Below are 20,370 nucleotides of genomic sequence, written 5' to 3'. Positions count from 1 at the left end.
CCTTAGCTCACCACCCTGCCGGAAACGCCTTTTATCACCTGCTCCGCCCCGGTCACAACTTCTGCAATGATATCCCGGGACGGCTGTATATTCCTTACCATTGAGGAAACTTGCCCGGCCATAACCGAACCCATTTCCACGTCTCCACTCTGCATGGCCAGTTTTAAGCGCCCTGCACCCAGTCTTTCAAACTCCTCGCCGCCGGCGCAGCGCTCTTCCAATTCCAGGAACTGCCTGGTTAGTTTATTCTTTAAAACCCTGACCGGGTGCCCCGTGGGCCTTCCGGTTACTATGGTATCCCTGTCCCTGGCTTTGATAACCATATCCTTAACCCGCGCGTGAACTGTACATTCAGCGGCGCAAATAAATCTGGTCCCCATCTGTACGCCCTCGGCTCCCAGCATCATTGCCGCGGCCATGCCCCGGCCGTCAAAGATGCCTCCGGCTGCTATAACCGGTAAATCAACCGCATCAACAATCTGGGGTACCAAAGCCATGGTGGTTAAGTCTCCGATATGGCCGCCCGACTCCATACCCTCGGCTATCAGCGCATCCACACCGGAACGGGCCAGTCTCTTCGCCAGTGCCACAGATGAAACAACCGGAATAACTTTTACCCCTGCGCCGTGCAATCGCTCCACGAACTTACCGGGGTTTCCCGCCCCCGTGGTTACAACCGCCACTTTTTCTTCCACCAGCAGTTCCATTATTTCGGAAGCATAGGGTGAAAGCAGCATAACATTTACGCCGAACGGCCTGCCGGTTATGGCCTTGGTTTTCTTGACCTGTTCCCTGACCCAGTCAGGCGGCGCCTGGCCCGAGCCGATAATGCCCAGCCCGCCCCCTTCACTGACAGCGGCAACGAGTTCGGCCGTTGAAACCCAGGCCATGCCACCCTGCAGTACAGGGTACTCTATTTCCAGCAAATCGCAAACGCGAGTTCTAATAGCCTCTCCCTCCCCCAAAACCTCTTTATTACTTGTAATCATACCATTTTATTAGCATACAGGCCCAGGTCAAGCCGGCGCCGAAACCAACCATAATTACGTTATCTCCATCCTTTATTTTTCCACTGTTCAATGTTTCTTCCAGAGCCAGCGGAATTGACGCCGTTGACGTGTTACCGTACCTGTCAATGTTGACAGCGACCCTATCCATCGGCAGGTTCAGTTTTTTTGCAGCATGTTCAATAATCCGGATATTGGCCTGGTGCGGGATTAAATAATCAATATCCGACACGCTCAGCCCGGCTTGCTGTAAAACTTTAGCCGAGCCTTCCTCGATGGCCCTAACGGCAAATTTAAAAACCTCCCGCCCGTTCATGCGGGTGTATTGCAGCCCCTGTTCGATTACTTCCGCAGATATGGGGTATCTTGAGCCCCCCCCCGGTATATAAAGATGGTATGCGCCGGATCCGTCCGCGCCCAGTGCGCTGGATAAAATGCCCCTGTCACCCGGCACCTGCCTGATTACCGCCGCACCTGCACCGTCACCAAATAAAACGCAGGTATTACGATCTTGCCAATCCATAATTTTGGTCAGGGCCTCAGATCCAACCACAAGCACCGTCCCGGCATTACCGGCTTCAACAAACTGTGACGCCACAGAGATTGCGTAAAGAAACCCCGTACACCCGGCAAGCAAATCAAAAGCGCCGGCGTTTTTAGCACCCAACTTGTCCTGGAGCAGGCACGCCGTCGCAGGGAAGATCATATCAGGGGTGTTGGTGGCCGTAATGATTAAGTCGATTTCCTCCGGTTTGATGCCCGCATCGTCCAACGCCTTTACTGAAGCTTGATAGGCCATGTCCGACGTAGCTTCTTCCGGTGCGGCCACTCTTCTTTCGCGAATGCCGGTCCGGGAAACAATCCACTCGTCACTGGTATCAACCATCTTTTGCAAGTCGCTGTTGGTTAACACCTTTTCTGGAACGTATGTTGCCAGTCCCACAATTCCGGCCCTTATTTTTTGTTCAACATTCATTGGCAATATCAACCTCTCTGGCCTGGCCTACCAGGCTGGCACTGATGGCATTAATCAGCCCGGTATCCACTGATTCCTTGGCTCTGATTAAAGCATTCTTGATCGCATGTTCCTTGGAACTGCCGTGGCAAACTATCGCCACTCCGTTAACCCCCAGCAACGGCGCACCGCCGTATTCGGAGTAATCCAATCTTCTTTTTAGATTTTTTAGCGCCGGCAGTGACAAAACAGCGCCCAGTCTGGCTAAGCCACTTTGCTGCAATTCCTTTTTGATCATATTCATCAAGGCTGCAGCCAGCCCCTCGCCTGTTTTTAGTACAACGTTTCCAACAAAACCGTCACAAACCGCCACATCCACCGACCCGTGGAATACATCCCGGCCTTCAATGTTGCCATAAAAGTTAAGTCCTGAATTAGACAGCAGCGGATAAGCCCCCAGGGTAAGCTCATTTCCCTTGGAACTCTCTTCACCAATATTGATTAATCCAACTTTGGGAGTTGGTAAACCTAAAATTTTATGCGCATAAAGTGAGCCCATAATGGCAAATTGCAGCAGGTTTTTGGGTTTGCAATCCACATTCGCACCCACGTCCAGCAAAACGGTAGTTCCCTGTTCCACCGGCAATACGCTGGCAATGGCCGGCCGGTCGATGCCTTTGATTCTACCCAGCCGCAGCAGCGCTGCCGCCATAGTGGCCCCTGTACTTCCGGCGGAAACCAGTGCGGAAGCCTCACCACTGCGTACAAGCTCTGCTGCTATAACAATGGAAGCATTCTTCTTGCGCCTCACCGCCGTTGCCGGCGCTTCATCCATGCTGATCACTTCCGGCGCGTGAGCAACTTCCAACCCTTGGCAGGACTCCAGCAGCTCCAGTTCCTTATTGATGATTTCTTGATCTCCTACCAAAATAACTTTCTGTCCGGTTTCCCGGCATAGATTCCAGGCACCACGCACTATTTCCCGCGGAGCATGATCGCCACCCATGGCGTCAAGGGCTATTTTCAAGTTTATTGACCTCCTCGGATAAGTCAAAAACCAACAACTTGCCTTGAAATACCAAGTCTTCCTTAACATGGGACGAAACTCTTACCATATATTTATTACCCTTTTTCCTGGTGATAGTCGCTCTGGCCAGCACTTTTTCATCCTTAAACACCGGCCTTTTAAAACTCAGCTTGGCGGTGCCGGTCAGCGCCACATCTGTATCAATCAGCGCCAGGGCCAGTGAATTGGCCTGGGCAAAAAGGTAACGACCGTCCAGCACCCTGGTTTTACTCATAGTCATTGTTTCGTTAACAGTGAGTATGGACAAACCTTCCCGCCCCATCTCAATGTCTACCAGTTGACCTACAATTTCACTCTCTTCAATGGCCCGTATATTACGGTAAATACCCCGGGCCATATTTTTTACGCGCTCACGCATTTCCGGAATTTTAAGCTCCGCCCGGTCCAACCTCACGGTTTGAATGCTGACCTTTAAAATATGAGCAAGGTCTTCGTCAGTTAAAAAGGGGTTTCCCTCTAAATACCTTTGCATCAAATTGTGTCTGTCTGCTTTCCCGTTACCGTTCTTGGCCATACCGCACACCCAACCGATAAGTTTTGCTGGCAGCTAAGCACCTTGGCTTAGCACCAGGTGCTAAAACAGAGTATACCTTAGCAGGCAATAAAAAGCAATAAAGATAAACACAAAAAAATAAGCCCTCTTTCGAGCTTATTTCTTATAGGTTTACTTAAATTAGTTACTATCCAATATATTACTAGTATATTCCAGATTATTCCAGCACTATTTCAGCCTTATTTTGCCACTATCTCCTTGCCTTTGTAGTAACCGCATCCCGCACAAACCTGATGCGGTACCGTCAAAACATGACATTGCGGGCATTCTACCAGCTTGGGGGCTTCAATTTTCCAATTTGCTCCCCTGCGCTGACGTTTCTTTTGTTTGGACATTCTCCTCTTGGGTACTCCCATGTCTACACCCCCTTTATAATAATTCCGATTAAATTATTTCAGGCAGTCAGAAATGTTAAAACTAAAATTCAGTAGTCAGAATTCAGTAGGAATTTAATTCATTCCAATTGAATTTTACGCCAAAATTATTCTGACTCCTGACTTCTGACTCCTGTCTCCTGAGAAGTTATTAATTCCTTTAATTTCGCCATACGTGGATCGATATCTTCTTGTTCACAATTACATTTGCCTTTGTTTAAATTGGTTCCGCATAAGGAACACAGGCCCTGGCAACCGGCATCACAGATAAACCGCAGCGGCAAGTTGACCAGGATCGTATTGCTGGCCTCGGGGGTAATATCTATGCTGTCGCCTGAATACGGAATCCAGTCATCTTCCCGGGGCCCGCCGGCATACTTGGCCGGGTCGTAATAGGTTTCCATAAAATCAGAGCTAATTGTAATAACAAAGTTCTCCAGGCACCGGCTGCACACAACTTCCAGGTCAGCATCCACCTGACCTTCCACTGCTATAGCATCACCGATATTTGTAAGAACCAGATCAAACCTGGCGGGTTGGGCATGCTTGATATCGCCCCCGTCCGCCGGGATGGGCGGCAGTTCGCCGGTAAAACTAACCTGCTCTCGTTTGCCTTCTTCCTTTTTTAAGTGCTCCACATTCAAAAAGGGCACAGATAACCCCTCCTGCTACTCAACAGGTAAAATTATATAAACATGTGAGTTCTTTGTCAAGATAAAGTAATGTAACCGTTTTCGCTAACATTGCAGCCAGGCAATCTTTAAAGTGCTTGTATTAGCTAATGATGCATATTGTTATACAGTGGGGGGGGGTGCCCGATGCCACTGAGGCGCGGCCATTTATCAAATGGCATTGAGAGAAAAGACATTCCCGGGTTAATTTGGACTCTGCTGGCCGTATGTTTTGTATTTTGCATGGTTCACCGGCCGGTGCTGGTTTTCCAGGGGGCCATTGCAGGGCTGAAAGCCTGGTGGGAAATTGTGTTCCCTTCTCTGCTGCCATTTTTTATAACTTCAGAAATATTGATGAGGCTGGGTCTGGTCAGGTTTATCGGCACGCTGCTGGAGCCGGTAATGCGGCCAATCTTCAATGTGCCGGGGACAGGCGGGTTCGTAATGGTTATCGGCTTTACCAGCGGCTTTCCCATCGGTGGTATGGTCACAGCCCAACTGCGCCGGGACGGATTATGTTCTAAAACCGAAGGTGAGCGCTTAATGAGCTTCACCAATAATTCCAGCCCTTTGTTCATGTTAACAGCAGTTGCCGTGGGCATGTTCGGCCGGCCGGAATTTGGGGTATTGATAGCCGGTTCCCACTACCTGGCGAATCTTTTGCTCGGTATTGGCCTGAGATTTTATAAAAGACATGACCGTGAAGGTATGTCTCATAACAGCAGCAACCAGAACCGTTCCGTTATTGCCGCCATTAATGCTCTGATCGAGCACCAGCGCAAGGAACGAATACCGCTGGGCAAATTATTGGGGGAAGCGGTGGCCTCTTCCGTTACCAAGCTGCTCAATATCGGAGGCTTTATCATTTTATTTGCCGTAATTATTCGAATTATGCAGGATGTTGGCGCCATACAAGCCATTGCTTCCGTGCTCGGATTGATCCTGGCTCCTCTCGGCTTCCCGCCCGACATATTAAAAGCCCTGGCCAGCGGCATGTTTGAAATGACCATGGGCACCAAACTGGCTTCTGAAGCTTCCGGCAGCCAATTGGATAAGTTAATGGCGGTGGCCATGATCCTGGGCTGGAGCGGGCTTTGTATCCAGGCGCAGGTGGCCAGCATGATCTCGGGAACAGACATGAACATGAAAATATTCGTCCTGACCCGCGTGGCCCACGCTTTTCTGGCGGCAGTCTTACTCAAATTTTTATATAGTAATGAAAGAATAGCCGGTGCGCTGCTGACCACACCGGTCTTTTCTCCCCTGTTGCACGCCGCACACGGTTCAACCTTTAAAATGGTTTATGGAGCCTTTTGCACTATGGGAATGCTGCTGGGCCTGCTGATCGCACTGGCTCTGGTTTACAGAATAATTGTGCATAGCCTGCGGGCGGTGCTGCGTCTTTTTTAACCGGTTAATTTGGCATGGTATATAAATTTTAACCGGTATCAATGCAAGGAAGGGCAAACAACTTCAAGGATGTAATGGAATGGGCTTTAAAAAATAAAAACGTATAAGTTTTAGCCTAATCAATACTTGACAATGCGTTGACTGCCACAATAATATGTTTCATATCAATAAACACAAGGACTAAAAAAATGGAAGAAAACATTATCGCCCAAAGAATTAAAAGTATCAGAACGGAAAAAGAGCTAACTCTTGAAGAAGTGGCTAAAAGAACCGGGTTTACGAAAGGTCTGATATCCAAGATAGAGAATAATAAAGTCTCTCCCCCGGTTTCCACTTTAGTGAAAATAGCAAAGGCTCTGGATGTTTCCCTGGGGGACCTGTTCAGTCCGTCTGACGCGCTGCAAATTAAAATCGTTCGCAAAGAACAGCGATTGAAATACAGCCCGGAAAACCTGCCGAACGGACAAGTGATAGAGACCCTGGTAAGCGGATACCCCCGGCAAAAGATTGAGCCGTTGATGATCAGCATCGAAGATCCGGATAATTACAAAACAAAGCTGTATAATCACCCCGGACAGGAGTTTATATATATTCTGGCGGGAGCCATGAAGTACCTTTACGGGGATGAAGAATACCTCGTCTCGGAAGGAGACTCCATTTATTTCAATGCGGAAAATACACACGGCCCTTCACCGCTATCGGGACAAAAGGTAAAATACCTTGCTCTTCTGTGTCCGTAATTTTTTTACGCTGTAAGTTTATCGACAATAAACCGTGTTAATCAACAATAAACAGAAGGGGTGTTTATGTCTGATGTAAATTTCAACTCCAAGACCGCAAATTACGAACAGAACGCATTGGTCCCAAAATCAGCGTCAAAAAATATTAATGTTTTCAAGGAGGTCTAATCATGAGTACCTATCCCGCATGGCAGTATGATGAATTTCAGCAAATTGGCAAAGATTATGCGAACATTGAAGAAGTACAGGCTTATGACACGCGACATGCGAAAATCAGGGATATTAAAACAGAAATCCGTATTGTTATAGACATCATTGGATTGAATAAAAATGATCTGGTTCTGGAATTCGGAAGTGGAACGGGAGAATTCGCAATTGAGGCTTCCAGGCTATGTGAAAAAGTTTATGCTGTGGATATTTCACCTGTAATGCTGGAATTTGCAAGGCAAAAGGCAGAAAACCGGGGCATAAGCAACATTAAATTTTGTCATGCAGGCTTTTTAACTTATGAGCACAAGGGTATGCCTTTAAACGCCGTTGTTTCGCAGCTTGCACTGCATCATCTTCCTGATTTTTGGAAACTGGTAGCTCTTAGGCGTATCTATAAAATGCTGAGCGCGGGTGGTAAATTTTACTTAAGAGATATAGTCTACACTTCAAAGGTCAATGATTATGATGACTTCTTTAGTAACTGGATTAGTAACATAAGTCTTTCTGCTGACGATAAAATTGCCCGGGACATAGAGGCTCATATTAAAAATGAATATTCGACTCTCGACTGGGTAATGGAAGGCTTAATCCAAAGGGCGGGATTTAGTATTGATAAACTGGACTACCATGAAGGTTTTATGGGAGTCTATGTGTGTACAAAAAAATAACATCATGGAGAAAAACACCGGAGAACCATCTTTCCGCTTCCTCCGGTGTTTTTTGCGTTTTAGCTGCTCTTTTATTTTACACTTTACCGCTCTTAGTATAGCATATAAGTGAATATTTCAAGCCTGCCCCCTTTTTTAATATAATAAGTTTCGTTTCTTTTTGAAAATCTATAATAAGGGGTGTCTTGTTTGTCCTGGCTGCTACTGATCTCTATGGCCGAACGAATGGGTTTTATTGTGGCCATAGCGTTTTTATTTACTCGTTGGACAGGTTTTCGTTCTTTGCTGGAACACAAACCCAGTCTGAAAAACAAATTGGTTCTGGCAGTCATTTTTGGCTTATTCGGTATAACCGGAACCTATACCGGTATCACCGTCAGCCCGGGAGAGGTGCAACACCAGTTTCCCGGTTCCCTCTCCTATGAGGACGCCATTGCCAACTCCAGGGCCATCGGGGTTATCGTAGCCGGTCTGTTGGGCGGTCTGCCGGCCGGGCTGGGAGCAGGCCTGATAGCCGGTATCCATAGAATGTCCCTCGGGGGCTTCACCGATATCGCCTGCGGTATTTCCACCGTTTATGAAGGGCTGTTGGCCGGTCTGGTCTATTATCGGATGCGGCAGCACACGGTAATTTCCCCTGGCGTAGCCCTGGCCACCGGTATTGCCGGAGAATTGGGTCAAATGGCTATTATTTTACTAGTGGCCAACCCCTTTTATAAAGCTTTGGCCCTGGTAAAAATTATAGCCGTTCCAATGATTGTGGCCAACAGCTTTGGTATCGCATTATTTATTGCCATTGTTTTAACCGTGTTGGAGCGCGAGCGAGCTATTGGCGCTGTCCAGGCCCAAAAAGCCCTAGCCATTGCAGATAAAACTCTGGCCCATTTGAGGACCGGGCTGAACTATGACTCCGCCCTGGTCGCTGCCCGCATCATCTATGAGGAGTCCGGGGCCGGTGCGGTGGCTATCACCGATGACAGGGTTATTTTAGCCCACGTGGGCGAAGGAGCGAATCACCATCTTTCCGGAACCCCTATTTTAACAGAAGTCACCCGGCAAGTGCTGGAACAGGGGCAACTGAAGACAGCCTCCAATCCCTCGGAAATCCTATGTAAAAATCTAGACTGTCCCTTGCAATCAGCGATTGTAGTTCCCCTGCACAGCGGCAAAAAGGTAATAGGCACCCTTAAGTTGTATTCCGTAAAGCGCCGCAAGCCGGACAAGCTAATGGTGGAATTGGCCGGAGGGCTGGCCCACCTCTTTTCCACCCAACTGGAGCTGGGCGAGGCGGAGCAACAGGCCAAACTGCTGCAGAATGCAGAAATCAAGGCCCTTCAGGCCCAGATAAACCCGCACTTTTTATTTAATGCCCTGAATACGGTGGTCTCTTTAATCCGGACGAATCCTGATGAAGCCCGCCGGGTTCTCATCGAACTGGGCAATTACATCAGACAGAATTTAAAAAGCTCTTTATGCAAGTGGACCAGTCTGGAAACTGAAATTAAACATGTGCAGGCTTACCTGGCGGTGGTGCAGGCACGCTTTTCCAACCGGTTAAAAGTAATTATTGATGTACCCCATAGTCTGCATGACATTGCCCTACCGCCATTAACTCTGCAGCCCCTGGTAGAAAATGCTGTCCGGCACGGGTTTGCGAAAATTACCCCCCAGTCTGCCGTTATGGTCAAGGCGGTGGAGCAAGGCGACGATGTGTTGATAACCGTTCAAGATAATGGTGTGGGGATGGCAAGGGCAAAAATAGAAGATTTGTTGGATGAAGATAAACGGCAAAATACCGACGGCATTGGACTGATCAATGTGCACAGCAGGTTAACAGGTGTCTTTGGGCAGGAGTACGGTCTTTCTATCGCCAGTACCCCCCATGAAGGAACCACGGTTCAGTTTAAGATTCCCCTAACAACACAGAAAGGAGTGGGATAAAATGCGGGTAGTAGTTGTGGACGATGAGGCGCCGGCCCGGGATGAACTAATTTATTTATTGAACCAACACTCCGGTCTGGAAGTTGTGGGGGAAGCGGATGACGCCCAGTGCGCCCTGCAGGTCCTGCGCAAAGAGCGCCCGGATGTAGTCTTCTTGGATATAGCGATGCCCGGCGGGGATGGCATGGAAGTGGCCAGGCAGCTTGCCCGGCTTACGGATCCTCCCCTGGTGGTCTTTGCCACCGCCTATCACCAGCATGCCCTGAAAGCTTTTACAGTCAATGCTGTAGATTATTTGTTAAAACCCTTTTCCAAAGAACGAGTGGCTGAGACCATCGAAAAATTGCGGCGCCTGGTTAACCAGGACCAAAGCAACAACCTCCTGCGGCAGAAAATTGCCGTTCATGATAATGACCTGATTAAGCTGTTGGATCCGTCAGATATTGTGTACGCCGGACGCCAGGGCAGAGATGTGGTGATCAAAACAGACAACAGCTGCTATACAGCCAACCATACACTGCAAAGCCTGGAACAGCGCCTGGCCAACCGGCGGTTTTTCAGACCCCATCATGGTTATTTGGTCAATGTGGATAAGATTGAAAAAATTGAGCCCGCGTTTCAAGGCTATCAATTGGTGATGAAAGACAATGAATCTTCCAGAGTGCCGGTCAGCCGCAGCGGCATGAAAGAGATTAGACGGCTGTTGGATATTTAGGCCGTCCGGTGGTGTGCAGTTTGGGCCGGGCTTTTGACCAACCATACAGGCTTTTTGACCAAGTATACAGGATTCAAACAAAGGGTTTCCCTTCTGGATTAAAATCTAATTAATCAATTAATTCAGTTAATCCAAATTATCAGAGGAGGGAAGCCGTTATGATTACCTTCATTGCAGCCATTATCTTGCTGGTCGTGGGATACTTTACCTACGGTAAATTCGTTGAAAAAGTATTTGGCGTCAACGAAAATAATGCCTGCCCCGCATACACCAAAGAAGACGGTGTGGACTATGTCCCTATTGAATGGAAGCGGGCCAGTCTGGTTCAACTGCTGAACATAGCAGGGTTGGGTCCCATCTTCGGACCCATTATGGGTGCCCTGTGGGGTCCCGTGGCCTTTATCTGGATTGTGCTGGGATCCATCCTGGCCGGTGGTGTTCATGATTACTTTTCCGGTATGCTTTCCATAAGAAACGGCGGAGCAGGTTTACCGGACATGGTTGGCAAATATTTGGGCAAAGGCATGAAGGCCTTTACCAACGTATTCGCACTTATTCTGTTAGTACTGGTAGGCACCGTTTTCATGACCGGCCCGGCAAACTTGCTGGCCAACTTAACCCCGGGGTGGATGACTTTATCCGTATGGGTGGGAATTATCCTGGTTTACTACATTCTGGCCACTCTGCTGCCGGTTGACAAAATCATTGGCCGTTTCTACCCTTTCTTCGGCGCACTGCTGCTGATTATGGCCGTTGGTGTTGCCGTCGCCATGATGGTCCAGGGCTATAACATTCCTGAGCTGACTTTGGCCAACATGCACCCGCAAGGATCCCCCATTTGGCCGCTGCTGTTTATCACCATTGCCTGCGGCGCTATTTCCGGTTTTCATGCGACTCAATCACCGATTATAGCCCGCTGTACTCAAAATGAAAAATACGGACGCAAAATATTCTACGGCATGATGATTGGCGAAGGTATCATCGCCCTGATTTGGGCCGCCGCCGGTATGACCTTCTACGGTAGTTACGAGGGTCTGGCCGCAGTGCTGGCTCCCGGAGGCCCCGGTCCTGCCGGTGTGGTAAAAGACGTAGCCACTACCATGCTGGGCGCCGTGGGTGGAACCCTTGCGGTGCTGGGCGTTATCGTACTGCCCATCACCTCCGGTGATACCGCCTTCCGCGGAGCCCGGATGTTGATTGCGGACCTTGTAAAAATTAACCAAAAACCCTTAACGAAACGTCTGGCCATTGCGGTTCCGCTGTTCACAGTGGGTTACCTGCTGACCTTAATCGACTTCAACTTCCTGTGGCGTTACTTTGCCTGGGCCAACCAGACAACTGCCATGATTATGCTGTGGGCGGCCGCTGTTTACCTGGTGCAAAATAAAAAGCTTCATTACATTGCTTCGATTCCGGCTGCCTTCATGACCGTGGTAACCTTCACTTATATCCTGATGGCTCCGGAAGGCTTCCAGTTGGCTACCGGCATTGCCTACCCCCTGGGCTTTGGCTTAGCGCTGATTCCCATTGGACTGTTTATTAAGAAAGCCATTGGCACCCAAAACAACCAACTGACTGTATCACCGGCTAAAAAGCCCGTTCGTTAAACTTGGCACCTCCCTTTGAAAAATGGTACGATATCTTAATGTGTTTTTTTGGTGACAGGGGTATAATGCATCCTGTTACCTTCTTGCTTTAATAAAAAACACCGGAGAAATATCTTTTCGTTCCTCCGGTGTTTTTGGTGTTTTAGCTGCTATTTTACTTTACATTTTGCCACTCTCAGAATTGCAAATAAGAGAATATTTCAAGGCCCCTTCTCATCCATTTTCATCAATTCATTATTTTCCCATGTATTTTCCCTTATATCTTATATTCTTATATAAGTAAAAAATGAAAATTAACATTAGAACTATAACTAGAGCCCAAGCATCTAAATCAAAATTACTTCTTAGCAGCTTCCACTGTAATCCTAAAAATTTACCTAAAACAACAAATGTGCCAATCCATATTACCGCTCCGGTATATGCATAAACCGCATATTTGCTAAATGGCATTTGAGATATACCAGAAAAATAACCACTAATATGTCTAACACCAGGTATAAAATATCCGATAATCAACACCCAATTACCGTAATTACGGAACCACCAGGCGGTTTTTTCCATCTTTTCCGGTCCCATGTGGAAACGGTGACCGTTTTTTTGGAAAAAGGGAACACCCAATTTATAACCTGCCCAATATGAAACGGTTCGGCCGGTTAAGCAACCCAAAACAGCTATTACAAAGCTGATAGCCAGGTTCATTTGTCCTGTAGCAGCAAGAATGCCGCAATAACTCATAATAAATTCACCGGGTAGGGGAAGACCAAGAGGTTCAAGCATTAGCACAATAAATAATACAATATAACCATACTGGTCCACCCATGCTGTAATCAATTCCACTTTGTTATTCCTCTCTCTTCCTTTAAATGACCAAAGGACAATTGCGTTGCGCTTATATTCCTTTGTTATTCTTTCGGTTCTCCCAATACCATAAAATTACTATCCCCAGGGAAATCCAAAATAGACTCAATAAAAGCAGGCTGCCGAGGAAAGGAAAATTAATTGCCGATATAATTATAATTGAACCGCCCAGGGTGTTAAGGTATGGTGCCCTGTCATTTCCCGGCAGCCATTCCCCCACGACCAAACTTATTGACGCAAGTCCCAGTAAGAAAATTACCAATGAAGCCAGCAGCAGCAATATTACCAAAGGAAGCCCAACAACAGTAATAGCCAGAAGAGCTATAATAGCGGTCAATAATAAACTTGACACAAAACCGATTAACAGCAAACGTTCCGGTGACCGGCGCACCAATATTACCAAAGGTTCTAAACGGTGTTTGCTAATAGTTGCTATAATGAACGGCAACAAAGTAAATAACAAGCTAAGCACAAGTCGCATAAACCAGACACCAATAAATAGCATCCCTCCAAGCAATAAGCTATTGCTGGTTGCCCGGTCGAAGGAAATGTTCAACACATTGTCGGTTAAATGTGCCCCCGGTTCCTGCCTGATGTTACCACCGATCACCAGAACCGTTCCCATGATGCGAGACGATTTTTTTATGTCCAGGTTGCCGTTAATTACAACTACTACATCCCGTACTGATCCGTAAACTGTGGCATCGCCCCCAACCACCACGACGCTTTCAACCATTTGATCTTCGGAAATCACGGTATCCTGGTGCCTGATTAAACTTTGTTCTGCGGCAAAAGCATTTGCAGCGGTACAGAAAAAAAGCAAGGTTATTATGATTAATAAAATTAATCTGTTGAATTTCTTTTTCATCCAGACCACCTTTTATCCGGTTTATCTAGCTGTCAATAGGCGATGAAGAGACCATGCCGAAATCAGTAACATTAAGATGGCGGTAAATGCAATTCCATCCGGCGAGATAGGTATTGCCCTGATAAGCCTTGGCATTAAGTGCAATAAACTCGGCATGATTTTATAAATAGAAGAGCCAAGAATAGCAACAGGTGAAAAGATATAAAGCAGCAGCGATGCTACTAGTAGCGCAATCACCGCCCAGGACAATGGCAGTATCATCCGGATAGGGTATTTAACCGCATGCACCGGCTTAATCTTTTCCATTACCCCGTTTTCCACATCAGGAACTTCGATAGAGTTGTAATAATAAAAGACACTCTGTTTAAGCGCAGACAATTCTTGAAACAAGCTACGGCACTCTTCGCAGCCGTTCAAGTGTTCATTCACCATCAACCGCTCATTATCCGGCAATTCATTATCCAGATAAGCAGAAATTAGCTCTTGTATTTGTTGATGCTGTTGCATTTGCCTTACCTCTTTATCCTGAAAGTAGATTTTTTAGAGCTTTTCTGGCTGTATGAATGCGCGATTTAACCGTGCCGACGGGAACTTGAACAATATCCGCTATTTCATCATAAGTAAATCCTTGCACATCACGCAGCGTAACCACCACTCGCTGCTCGGGTGAAAGTTCTTGCATAGCTTCCGCAATATTCAGCTGAAGCTGCTTATGTTCTATTGCACCTTGCCTGCAGCTATCATTCCTTCTTCCTTCATCCCGCCAACGGTTAAAGGCCTCTTTTTCTTTTTTACTTTTTTTAATCCGGTCATAGCATAAATGCACTACAATTCTGGATAGCCAGGATGCAAAAGCATATTCATTCCCTAATTTTCCAAGGGTGTAGTATACTTTCAGAAAAGCTTCTTGTGCAATATCTTCTGCTTCAGCAGGGTCATTTAATATGGCGTACGCCTGCCTAAATACAGTCCCCTTAAACCTAACCATCAATTGCCCAAACGCTTCTTTTTCCCCCTGTTTTGCCTTGCGTATTATCTCAAAAAGTTCCTGGTCCAATCAGGTCAACCCCATTATAGCCCCGAAACATTGCTAATTCGGTAATTTATATTCCTGCATTTTACACAAGCTTTTTTAATAAAGGACTAGAATACTCTCTAAAAAGTTCATGAAAATACTTTATTTTATTTATGGAAAATAGCCATAAAGGACTTTATCATTTTTTATGAACTTTTTTAATAATTATGAAGTCCTTCTTGTATAAATAAGTAGAGCTTTATTTGCTTACAGGTTGGTGACTAAATATTGAATAATAACCCATTTAAATTGTATAAAATTGCTGTCATATTAATCCTTATAATTGGCATTGAAAATATTTTATCCGCATGCCTATTTTATCAACCGGCCCGTATAGTATGGTTAAAACAATATTTGCCATGGATAGTTACTAAGGGAAGCTGGTTAATTGACCTATTAGCCGGAACTATACAAATATTGCTATCTTGGAGTTTGATCCAGCAAAAATGGCAATCATGGCGTGCAGCTATCATTGTACTTTGGTTGGATGCAGCTTTCAATTTGATACGAGGCTACTACGGACACGTTATTGTAATCCTGCTGGCCTTATTAATATTATGGTTATTTAAGTCATGGTTTGCAGTTACAAGCAATAATTACCATAAAATGGACAATATCAGCAGCCAATAACTGCTCCTAAAAATAACAAGGGTGACTGAAATTCACCCTTGTTATTTTTTAAGTTTACCATAATATCAGATAAGTAATCGCCATTGAGTATTCGTCAAGTTTATTCATTGCAAGGCATTGGAGGATGACAAACATAATATTTTATTAGCGCCAAGGGGCGCTTTATTGTTTTGATACATTTTTTATCCTGCCGCGGGAAAAGATATCAAAAGCTTAAAATCATCACGTTCCCTAAGAAGGTGAAATAATGACCGATTTGACCGGTTTTTTTAATCCCCGGTCCGTTGCTATTGCCGGCGCGTCCCAAAAACCCGGCAAAATTGGCAACGCCATACTTAAAAACATCATCAGCAGCGGATTTAAAGGTGCTATTTACCCGGTTAACCCCAAAGCCGATGAAATCGAAGGCCTGCCCTGTTATCCCGATATAGGGGCGATCCAGGAGGCGCCGGAGCTGGTGGTGGTTGCCGTACCGGCAGCCAGGACCCTGGACCTGGCGAAAGCCTGCGGGGAAAAAGGGGTTAAACACCTGGTTGTAATAACCGCCGGCTTTAAAGAAGTTGGCCGGGAAGGACTGGAGCTGGAGAAAAAGCTTGTTGAGGTTTGCAGCAGCTATCAAATGAACATGCTGGGACCAAACTGCGTGGGCATGATGAATACCCACGCCAATCTTAACGCGTCCTTTTCCGCCACCTACCCTGCCCGCACCGGTGATATAACCTTTATCTCGCAAAGCGGGGCGATGCTGGTGGCTATTTTGGACTGGAGCGTCCTCACCGGGCTCAATTTCAGCAAGGTGGTCAGCCTGGGCAACAAAGCCCAGCTTAACGAGGCGGATTTTATTGCTGCCGCCGCCAATGATCCAACCACCAAAGTTATCCTTTGCTATATAGAAGATGTCGCCAATGGCGACTATTTTTTGGATGTAGCCGAACGGGCAACCCGTAAAAAGCCTGTGATCATCTTAAAGTCCGGGACCAGCCAGGCCGGCGCCATGGCTGCGTCATCCCACACAGGGGCGCTGGCGGGCAGCGACCTGGCCTATGAAACCGCTTTTAACCAGTGTGGCATTATCAGGGCCCACAGCATGCCGGAGCTATTCGACCTGGCCGTGGTTTTTGCCGAACAGCCCGTGCCGCCCAACCGCAACGTTGCCGTGGTAACCAACGCCGGCGGGCCGGGTATTGTAGCCACGGACACAGTTGAAACCAAGGGACTGGCCATGGCCCGGTTTACCAAGGATACTATTGATGCTTTACGGCAAAGCCTCCCGGCGGAATCAAATATCTATAACCCGGTAGACGTTTTGGGAGATGCCGGTGCCGACCGCTACCAAACAGCACTGGAAAAAGTACTGGCCGACCCGTCCGTGGGCAGCGCAGTGGTACTGGTTTGCCCGACGGCAGTCACCGACCCGGTGCCGACAGCCCGGGCCATCGTGGATTTGCACCAAAAACACCCGGACAAACCCGTGCTGGCGGCATATATGGGAGGGCCCATGCTGGCCCCGGGAGCCAAACTGTTATCCGAAGCCGGGATTCCGTGCTTTACCTTTCCGGAACCTGCCATCAACGCCATCAGCGGCATGTCCCGTTACTCGGAAATGAAAGCACGGCCGGAAGAGCGCCGGGAAACAACTATTAACGCTGACCATGAAACAGTTAAAAATATATTTGAACACGCCCGGCAGGACGGCAGGCTTGTGTTACTCGGCAGTGAGGCTTACCAGGCAGCCACGGCTTACGGTATCCCGGCCGCGCCGGTGTTGCTGGCCGCTTCACCGGACCAGGCGGTTCAGCTAGCGGAGCAAATCGGCTTCCCGGTGGTGCTTAAAGTGGCGTCACCCAAAATAATGCACAAAACCGATGTGGGCGGGGTGCTGATTGGCTTAAAAAGTGCGGCAGAAGTACGGCGGGGGTATATTGAAATAACTGAAAACATCCAGCGTTACCTGCCGGATGTGATTATTCACGGCATAGAAATTCAAAAAATGATGCCCAAAGGGACGGAATTAATCGTGGGCATGTCCAGGGATGTGCAGTTCGGACCTTTAATTGCCTTTGGCCTGGGCGGCATTTACGTTAACCTGATGAAAGACGTAAGCTTCCGGTTGGCCCGCGGCCTAACCGAAAAGGAAATACAAAAAATGCTTACAGAAACAAAGGCTTACACGCTGCTGAAGGGATATCGCGGTGAACAGCCGGCCGATATAAGCGCCATTGTGGATATCATCGCCAGAACGGCCCGCCTGGTAACAGATTTCAGTGAGATCACCGAATTGGATATTAATCCGATATTTGCTTATCCAGAGGGCGCATCGGCCCTAGATATTAAAATAACGGTATCGTGAGGTGTTAATAATGAGAAACCTGTTCATTCTGGGAACGGCGGAAAGCGGAAAAACTGCCGTTGCTGTGGGCCTGGCGCTAAAGTTAAAAGACCTGGGTTACAAAGTGGCCTATTTCAAGCCGGTAGCCAACCTGACCGGCGCTGCATCCAGGAAAGACAGAGACGCCCTGCTGATGAAACAGGTGCTGGAAATGCAGCCGGATGCTGACGAGATAGCCCCTTATAAGGCGGGACCTTCTTATCTTTCAACTTATCGTCACAGTGAAACAATTGAGCAGCTTACCGCCACTTTTGAAAAGGTTTCGTCCGGCGCAGACATAGTTGTTATCGGAGGAGCCAGCGACCCCTCCATTATGTCTACCCTGGGTCTGGATGCAATCACCCTGGCCCGAAGACTTAACGCGGCCGCCTTATTTATCATCAAAATTAAAAATGATTATAGCTTGGACCAGACGGTATTCCTGAACAATCAATTTTCCGGGCAGGACATTCCTGTTATCGGCAATATATTTAATAACGTACCGCGGCCACTGCTGGCGAAAACCGAAGGGATCTATCAACAGCGGCTTTCGGAAAGGGGCTACCGCACGCTGGGGATTATACCGGCCAGGCATGATTTCGCTTTTCCCACGGTGGCGGAATACTTTGATACACTTGGCGGAGAGGTGCTGGCGGGTGAAGACAAGCTGGACCGCCCGGTCGAAGACCTGATCATCGGTGCCATGACTATTGAAAGCGCGCTGGGGTACTTGCGCCGTTCCCCCAACAAGGCCTTTATCACCGGCGGTGACCGTGCCGACCTGGCTCTGGCCGCGCTGGAAACCAGCACCTCGGTCATTATCTTAACCGGGGGGTTATATCCGGATGTAAAGGTGATAGCCAGGGCATCTGAAAAAGGTGTTCCGGTCATACTGGTGCATTACGATACTTACGCCACTATGGAAAAGCTGTCCGAAGTATCAAAAAACATCCGGCCCGGGGATAATCAAGCGATCAATGCAGCCAGGGAGATAATTGATAATCACGTGAATTGGCAGTATATTGTGGATCAGCTTAAGAAATAAAAGCCGCGACTGCCGCGGCTTATTTTTTTATACAGCCTGTTTGTTTTGTTTCATCCCTTTTAATTCCATCCTGCCCTGGCGGATCTCCTCAACTATTTTGGATAAATCACCCTCCAGGCCGGATAAAATTTCATCTGCATATTCCCGCGCGCCTTGTTTTATCTGAATAGCAACTTGTTCGGCACGAGCCTCAATCTCATGGGCCAACTCTTGGGCTTTACGGGTTACTTCGGATTCGTCCGCTCTTTTTTCCAGCTGTTTTTCAGCATCCTCCATAATGCGTAATGCCTCGCGTTTAGAGTCTGTAATTACTTTTTCCCTTTCCTGGATAACCCACTTGGCCTGGCGAAGTTCTTCCGGCAAGGATGTCCTAATCCGGTCCAGAAAATCAAGCAGCCTGTCCTCGTCCACCAGAACCCTTTTGGTCATGGGAACCCTGGGACTGCTATCAATCAACTCCTCCATTTCATTTAAAATATTAAACAATTCCAAAACAAGATCCCTCCCGCCCGTTATCGGTTCTTAAATTTATCCCGAAGCCTATCCTGTACAAACGGCGGCACTAGATCCCTGACGCAACCGCCGAAGGAAACTACCTCTTTAACCGCACTGGAGCTAATAAATGAATACTCCGCCCTGGTCATAAGAAAAACGGTTTCCACCGATGTCTGCAATTTTTTATTGGTAAGCGCCATCATAAATTCATTTTCAAAGTCCGATATCGCCCTTAAACCCCTGATAATAGCTTGAGCATTGTTTTCCTTGGCATAATTTACCGTTAAGCCATAAAAGGCGTCAATAACGACGTTATCTATGGAATGCGTAACCTCTTCGAGCATGTCCAACCGTTCATCAACGCTAAAAAGCGGTTGTTTGCCCGGGTTTCGTGAAACCGCAACAATTAACTTGTCAAACAACAAAGCTGCACGTTCAATAATATCCAAATGCCCGTTAGTAACTGGGTCAAAGCTACCCGGGTAAACGGCTATTCGCAAAACATATCCCCCTCTGTACTGTGTTTATAGAATAATAGAGCCGTATCCCCATATTTCTCACGCCGTGTCATAATATAGCAACCTGTCCTTTCCGGTACAGCTTCGCCGGCCCCGGTTTCTATCACCAACACGCCGCCCTGATGATGCACGGGATATCTACATAATGTATTCAATGTTAGCTCGGCCAGTCCCTGCCGATATGGAGGATCTGCGAAAATAATATCGAATTTATCCCCGCGCCGGTGCATATGCTCCAACGCTGAGGCAATATCCCGCCGGATAATTTCAGATCCCTCCTGTAAACCCGTTAAAGCTATATTATCTTTCAGAATACGCGCTACCTGAGGATGGTTTTCAATAAAGACGGTTTTACGGGCTCCCCGGCTTAAAGCTTCCAGACCCACACCACCTGTTCCGGCAAAAAGATCAGCAAAATCACACTCGGGAACAAGGTTGCCGATGATATTGAATAACGCTTCCTTAACCCGATCTGAAGTTGGCCTTACCGGCAGCTTACCTGGAGATTTCAAACGCCTTTTTTTGGCTAATCCGGCAATTACCCGCAATAATTTCCTTCCTTTCCATTAAACGAA

General features: G+C 47.4%; 22 protein-coding genes. 9 read left to right on the top strand and 13 right to left on the bottom strand.

What is annotated here, in order from left to right:
* Positions 1-2: 2 nt before the first annotated feature.
* From fabK to BM056_RS07565, 6 genes are all read right to left on the bottom strand, one after another.
* Positions 3-989 (bottom strand): enoyl-[acyl-carrier-protein] reductase FabK, encoded by a 987-nt coding sequence (gene fabK / locus BM056_RS07590; protein ID WP_092470320.1) that lies wholly within the window; start codon positions 987-989, stop codon positions 3-5.
* On the bottom strand, positions 976-1,983 hold the full coding sequence (locus BM056_RS07585) for a beta-ketoacyl-ACP synthase III (protein WP_092470318.1): 1,008 nt from the start codon (positions 1,981-1,983) through the stop codon (positions 976-978). The genes fabK and BM056_RS07585 overlap by 14 nt, the downstream gene beginning before the upstream one ends.
* On the bottom strand, positions 1,973-2,989 hold the full coding sequence (gene plsX / locus BM056_RS07580) for a phosphate acyltransferase PlsX (RefSeq protein WP_092470316.1): 1,017 nt from the start codon (positions 2,987-2,989) through the stop codon (positions 1,973-1,975). Before plsX ends, BM056_RS07585 begins: the two co-directional genes overlap by 11 nt.
* Positions 2,973-3,563 (bottom strand): transcription factor FapR, encoded by a 591-nt coding sequence (gene fapR, locus BM056_RS07575; RefSeq protein WP_092470314.1) that lies wholly within the window; start codon positions 3,561-3,563, stop codon positions 2,973-2,975. The genes plsX and fapR overlap by 17 nt, the downstream gene beginning before the upstream one ends.
* A gap of 218 nt (positions 3,564-3,781) precedes the next feature.
* Positions 3,782-3,958, bottom strand: coding sequence for a 50S ribosomal protein L32 (gene rpmF, locus BM056_RS07570; RefSeq protein ID WP_092470312.1), 177 nt, complete (start codon positions 3,956-3,958; stop codon positions 3,782-3,784).
* Between the two features lie 125 nt (positions 3,959-4,083).
* Positions 4,084-4,629, bottom strand: a complete 546-nt coding sequence (locus tag BM056_RS07565) for a YceD family protein (RefSeq protein WP_092470310.1) — start codon at positions 4,627-4,629, stop codon at positions 4,084-4,086.
* A gap of 165 nt (positions 4,630-4,794) precedes the next feature.
* Between BM056_RS07565 and ylbJ the strand changes: the two genes are divergently transcribed.
* The 6 genes from ylbJ to BM056_RS07535 all read left to right on the top strand — a co-directional run bounded on the left by ylbJ (position 4,795) and on the right by BM056_RS07535 (position 11,938).
* Positions 4,795-6,057 carry a sporulation integral membrane protein YlbJ gene (gene ylbJ / locus BM056_RS07560; RefSeq protein WP_092470308.1) on the top strand — a complete coding sequence of 421 codons (1,263 nt, stop codon included), beginning with the start codon at positions 4,795-4,797 and terminating at the stop codon, positions 6,055-6,057.
* Between the two features lie 188 nt (positions 6,058-6,245).
* Complete coding sequence (locus tag BM056_RS07555) at positions 6,246-6,797, top strand: helix-turn-helix domain-containing protein (RefSeq protein ID WP_092470306.1); 552 nt, start codon at positions 6,246-6,248, stop codon at positions 6,795-6,797.
* Positions 6,798-6,967: 170 nt separating this feature from the next.
* On the top strand, positions 6,968-7,675 hold the full coding sequence (locus BM056_RS07550) for a class I SAM-dependent methyltransferase (RefSeq protein ID WP_092470304.1): 708 nt from the start codon (positions 6,968-6,970) through the stop codon (positions 7,673-7,675).
* Positions 7,676-7,864: 189 nt separating this feature from the next.
* On the top strand, positions 7,865-9,616 hold the full coding sequence (locus tag BM056_RS07545) for a sensor histidine kinase (protein WP_092470302.1): 1,752 nt from the start codon (positions 7,865-7,867) through the stop codon (positions 9,614-9,616).
* 1 nt (position 9,617) lies between these two features.
* Positions 9,618-10,331 carry a LytR/AlgR family response regulator transcription factor gene (locus tag BM056_RS07540; RefSeq protein WP_092470300.1) on the top strand — a complete coding sequence of 238 codons (714 nt, stop codon included), beginning with the start codon at positions 9,618-9,620 and terminating at the stop codon, positions 10,329-10,331.
* 158 nt (positions 10,332-10,489) lie between these two features.
* Positions 10,490-11,938, top strand: a complete 1,449-nt coding sequence (locus tag BM056_RS07535; protein WP_092470299.1) for a carbon starvation CstA family protein — start codon at positions 10,490-10,492, stop codon at positions 11,936-11,938.
* Between the two features lie 234 nt (positions 11,939-12,172).
* Here the strand turns inward: BM056_RS07535 and BM056_RS07530 are convergent, their stop codons facing one another.
* The 4 genes from BM056_RS07530 to BM056_RS07515 are packed head-to-tail and all read right to left on the bottom strand — an operon-like array spanning position 12,173 to position 14,721.
* Positions 12,173-12,775: a DedA family protein gene (locus BM056_RS07530; RefSeq protein WP_238456352.1), complete on the bottom strand. Its 603-nt coding sequence runs from the start codon at positions 12,773-12,775 to the stop codon at positions 12,173-12,175.
* 52 nt (positions 12,776-12,827) lie between these two features.
* The gene (locus tag BM056_RS07525; RefSeq protein ID WP_092470298.1) at positions 12,828-13,664 is read right to left on the bottom strand and encodes a bactofilin family protein; all 837 of its coding nucleotides are present in this window, start codon (positions 13,662-13,664) and stop codon (positions 12,828-12,830) included.
* Between the two features lie 21 nt (positions 13,665-13,685).
* Positions 13,686-14,171, bottom strand: coding sequence for an anti-sigma factor family protein (locus BM056_RS07520; protein WP_092470296.1), 486 nt, complete (start codon positions 14,169-14,171; stop codon positions 13,686-13,688).
* Positions 14,172-14,184: 13 nt separating this feature from the next.
* Positions 14,185-14,721, bottom strand: coding sequence for an RNA polymerase sigma factor (locus tag BM056_RS07515; protein ID WP_092470294.1), 537 nt, complete (start codon positions 14,719-14,721; stop codon positions 14,185-14,187).
* A gap of 267 nt (positions 14,722-14,988) precedes the next feature.
* On the opposite strand from BM056_RS07515, the gene BM056_RS07510 reads away from it, so the two are divergent.
* The 3 genes from BM056_RS07510 (at position 14,989) to BM056_RS07500 (ending at position 18,782) form a co-directional block, all read left to right on the top strand.
* Positions 14,989-15,369, top strand: coding sequence for a hypothetical protein (locus tag BM056_RS07510; protein WP_165613425.1), 381 nt, complete (start codon positions 14,989-14,991; stop codon positions 15,367-15,369).
* Positions 15,370-15,616: 247 nt separating this feature from the next.
* Positions 15,617-17,719 (top strand): acetate--CoA ligase alpha subunit, encoded by a 2,103-nt coding sequence (acs, locus tag BM056_RS07505; RefSeq protein ID WP_092470290.1) that lies wholly within the window; start codon positions 15,617-15,619, stop codon positions 17,717-17,719.
* Positions 17,720-17,729: 10 nt separating this feature from the next.
* Entirely contained in the window at positions 17,730-18,782 is a 1,053-nt protein-coding gene (locus tag BM056_RS07500) for a phosphotransacetylase family protein (protein WP_092470288.1), read from the top strand.
* A 27-nt stretch (positions 18,783-18,809) separates the two neighbouring features.
* Here the strand turns inward: BM056_RS07500 and BM056_RS07495 are convergent, their stop codons facing one another.
* The 3 genes from BM056_RS07495 to rsmD are packed head-to-tail and all read right to left on the bottom strand — an operon-like array spanning position 18,810 to position 20,343.
* On the bottom strand, positions 18,810-19,274 hold the full coding sequence (locus BM056_RS07495) for an ATPase (RefSeq protein ID WP_092470286.1): 465 nt from the start codon (positions 19,272-19,274) through the stop codon (positions 18,810-18,812).
* Positions 19,275-19,294: 20 nt separating this feature from the next.
* On the bottom strand, positions 19,295-19,777 hold the full coding sequence (coaD, locus tag BM056_RS07490; protein ID WP_092470283.1) for a pantetheine-phosphate adenylyltransferase: 483 nt from the start codon (positions 19,775-19,777) through the stop codon (positions 19,295-19,297).
* Positions 19,768-20,343 carry a 16S rRNA (guanine(966)-N(2))-methyltransferase RsmD gene (gene rsmD, locus BM056_RS07485; protein WP_092470281.1) on the bottom strand — a complete coding sequence of 192 codons (576 nt, stop codon included), beginning with the start codon at positions 20,341-20,343 and terminating at the stop codon, positions 19,768-19,770. The genes coaD and rsmD overlap by 10 nt, the downstream gene beginning before the upstream one ends.
* Between the last annotated feature and the right edge of the window lie 27 nt (positions 20,344-20,370).

The sequence above is a fragment of the Desulfotruncus arcticus DSM 17038 genome (assembly GCF_900113335.1).
In the GTDB taxonomy this organism is placed as follows: Bacteria; Bacillota; Desulfotomaculia; order Desulfotomaculales; family Desulfallaceae; genus Desulfotruncus; species Desulfotruncus arcticus.
This window is presented reverse-complemented; position numbering and strand designations above follow the sequence as displayed.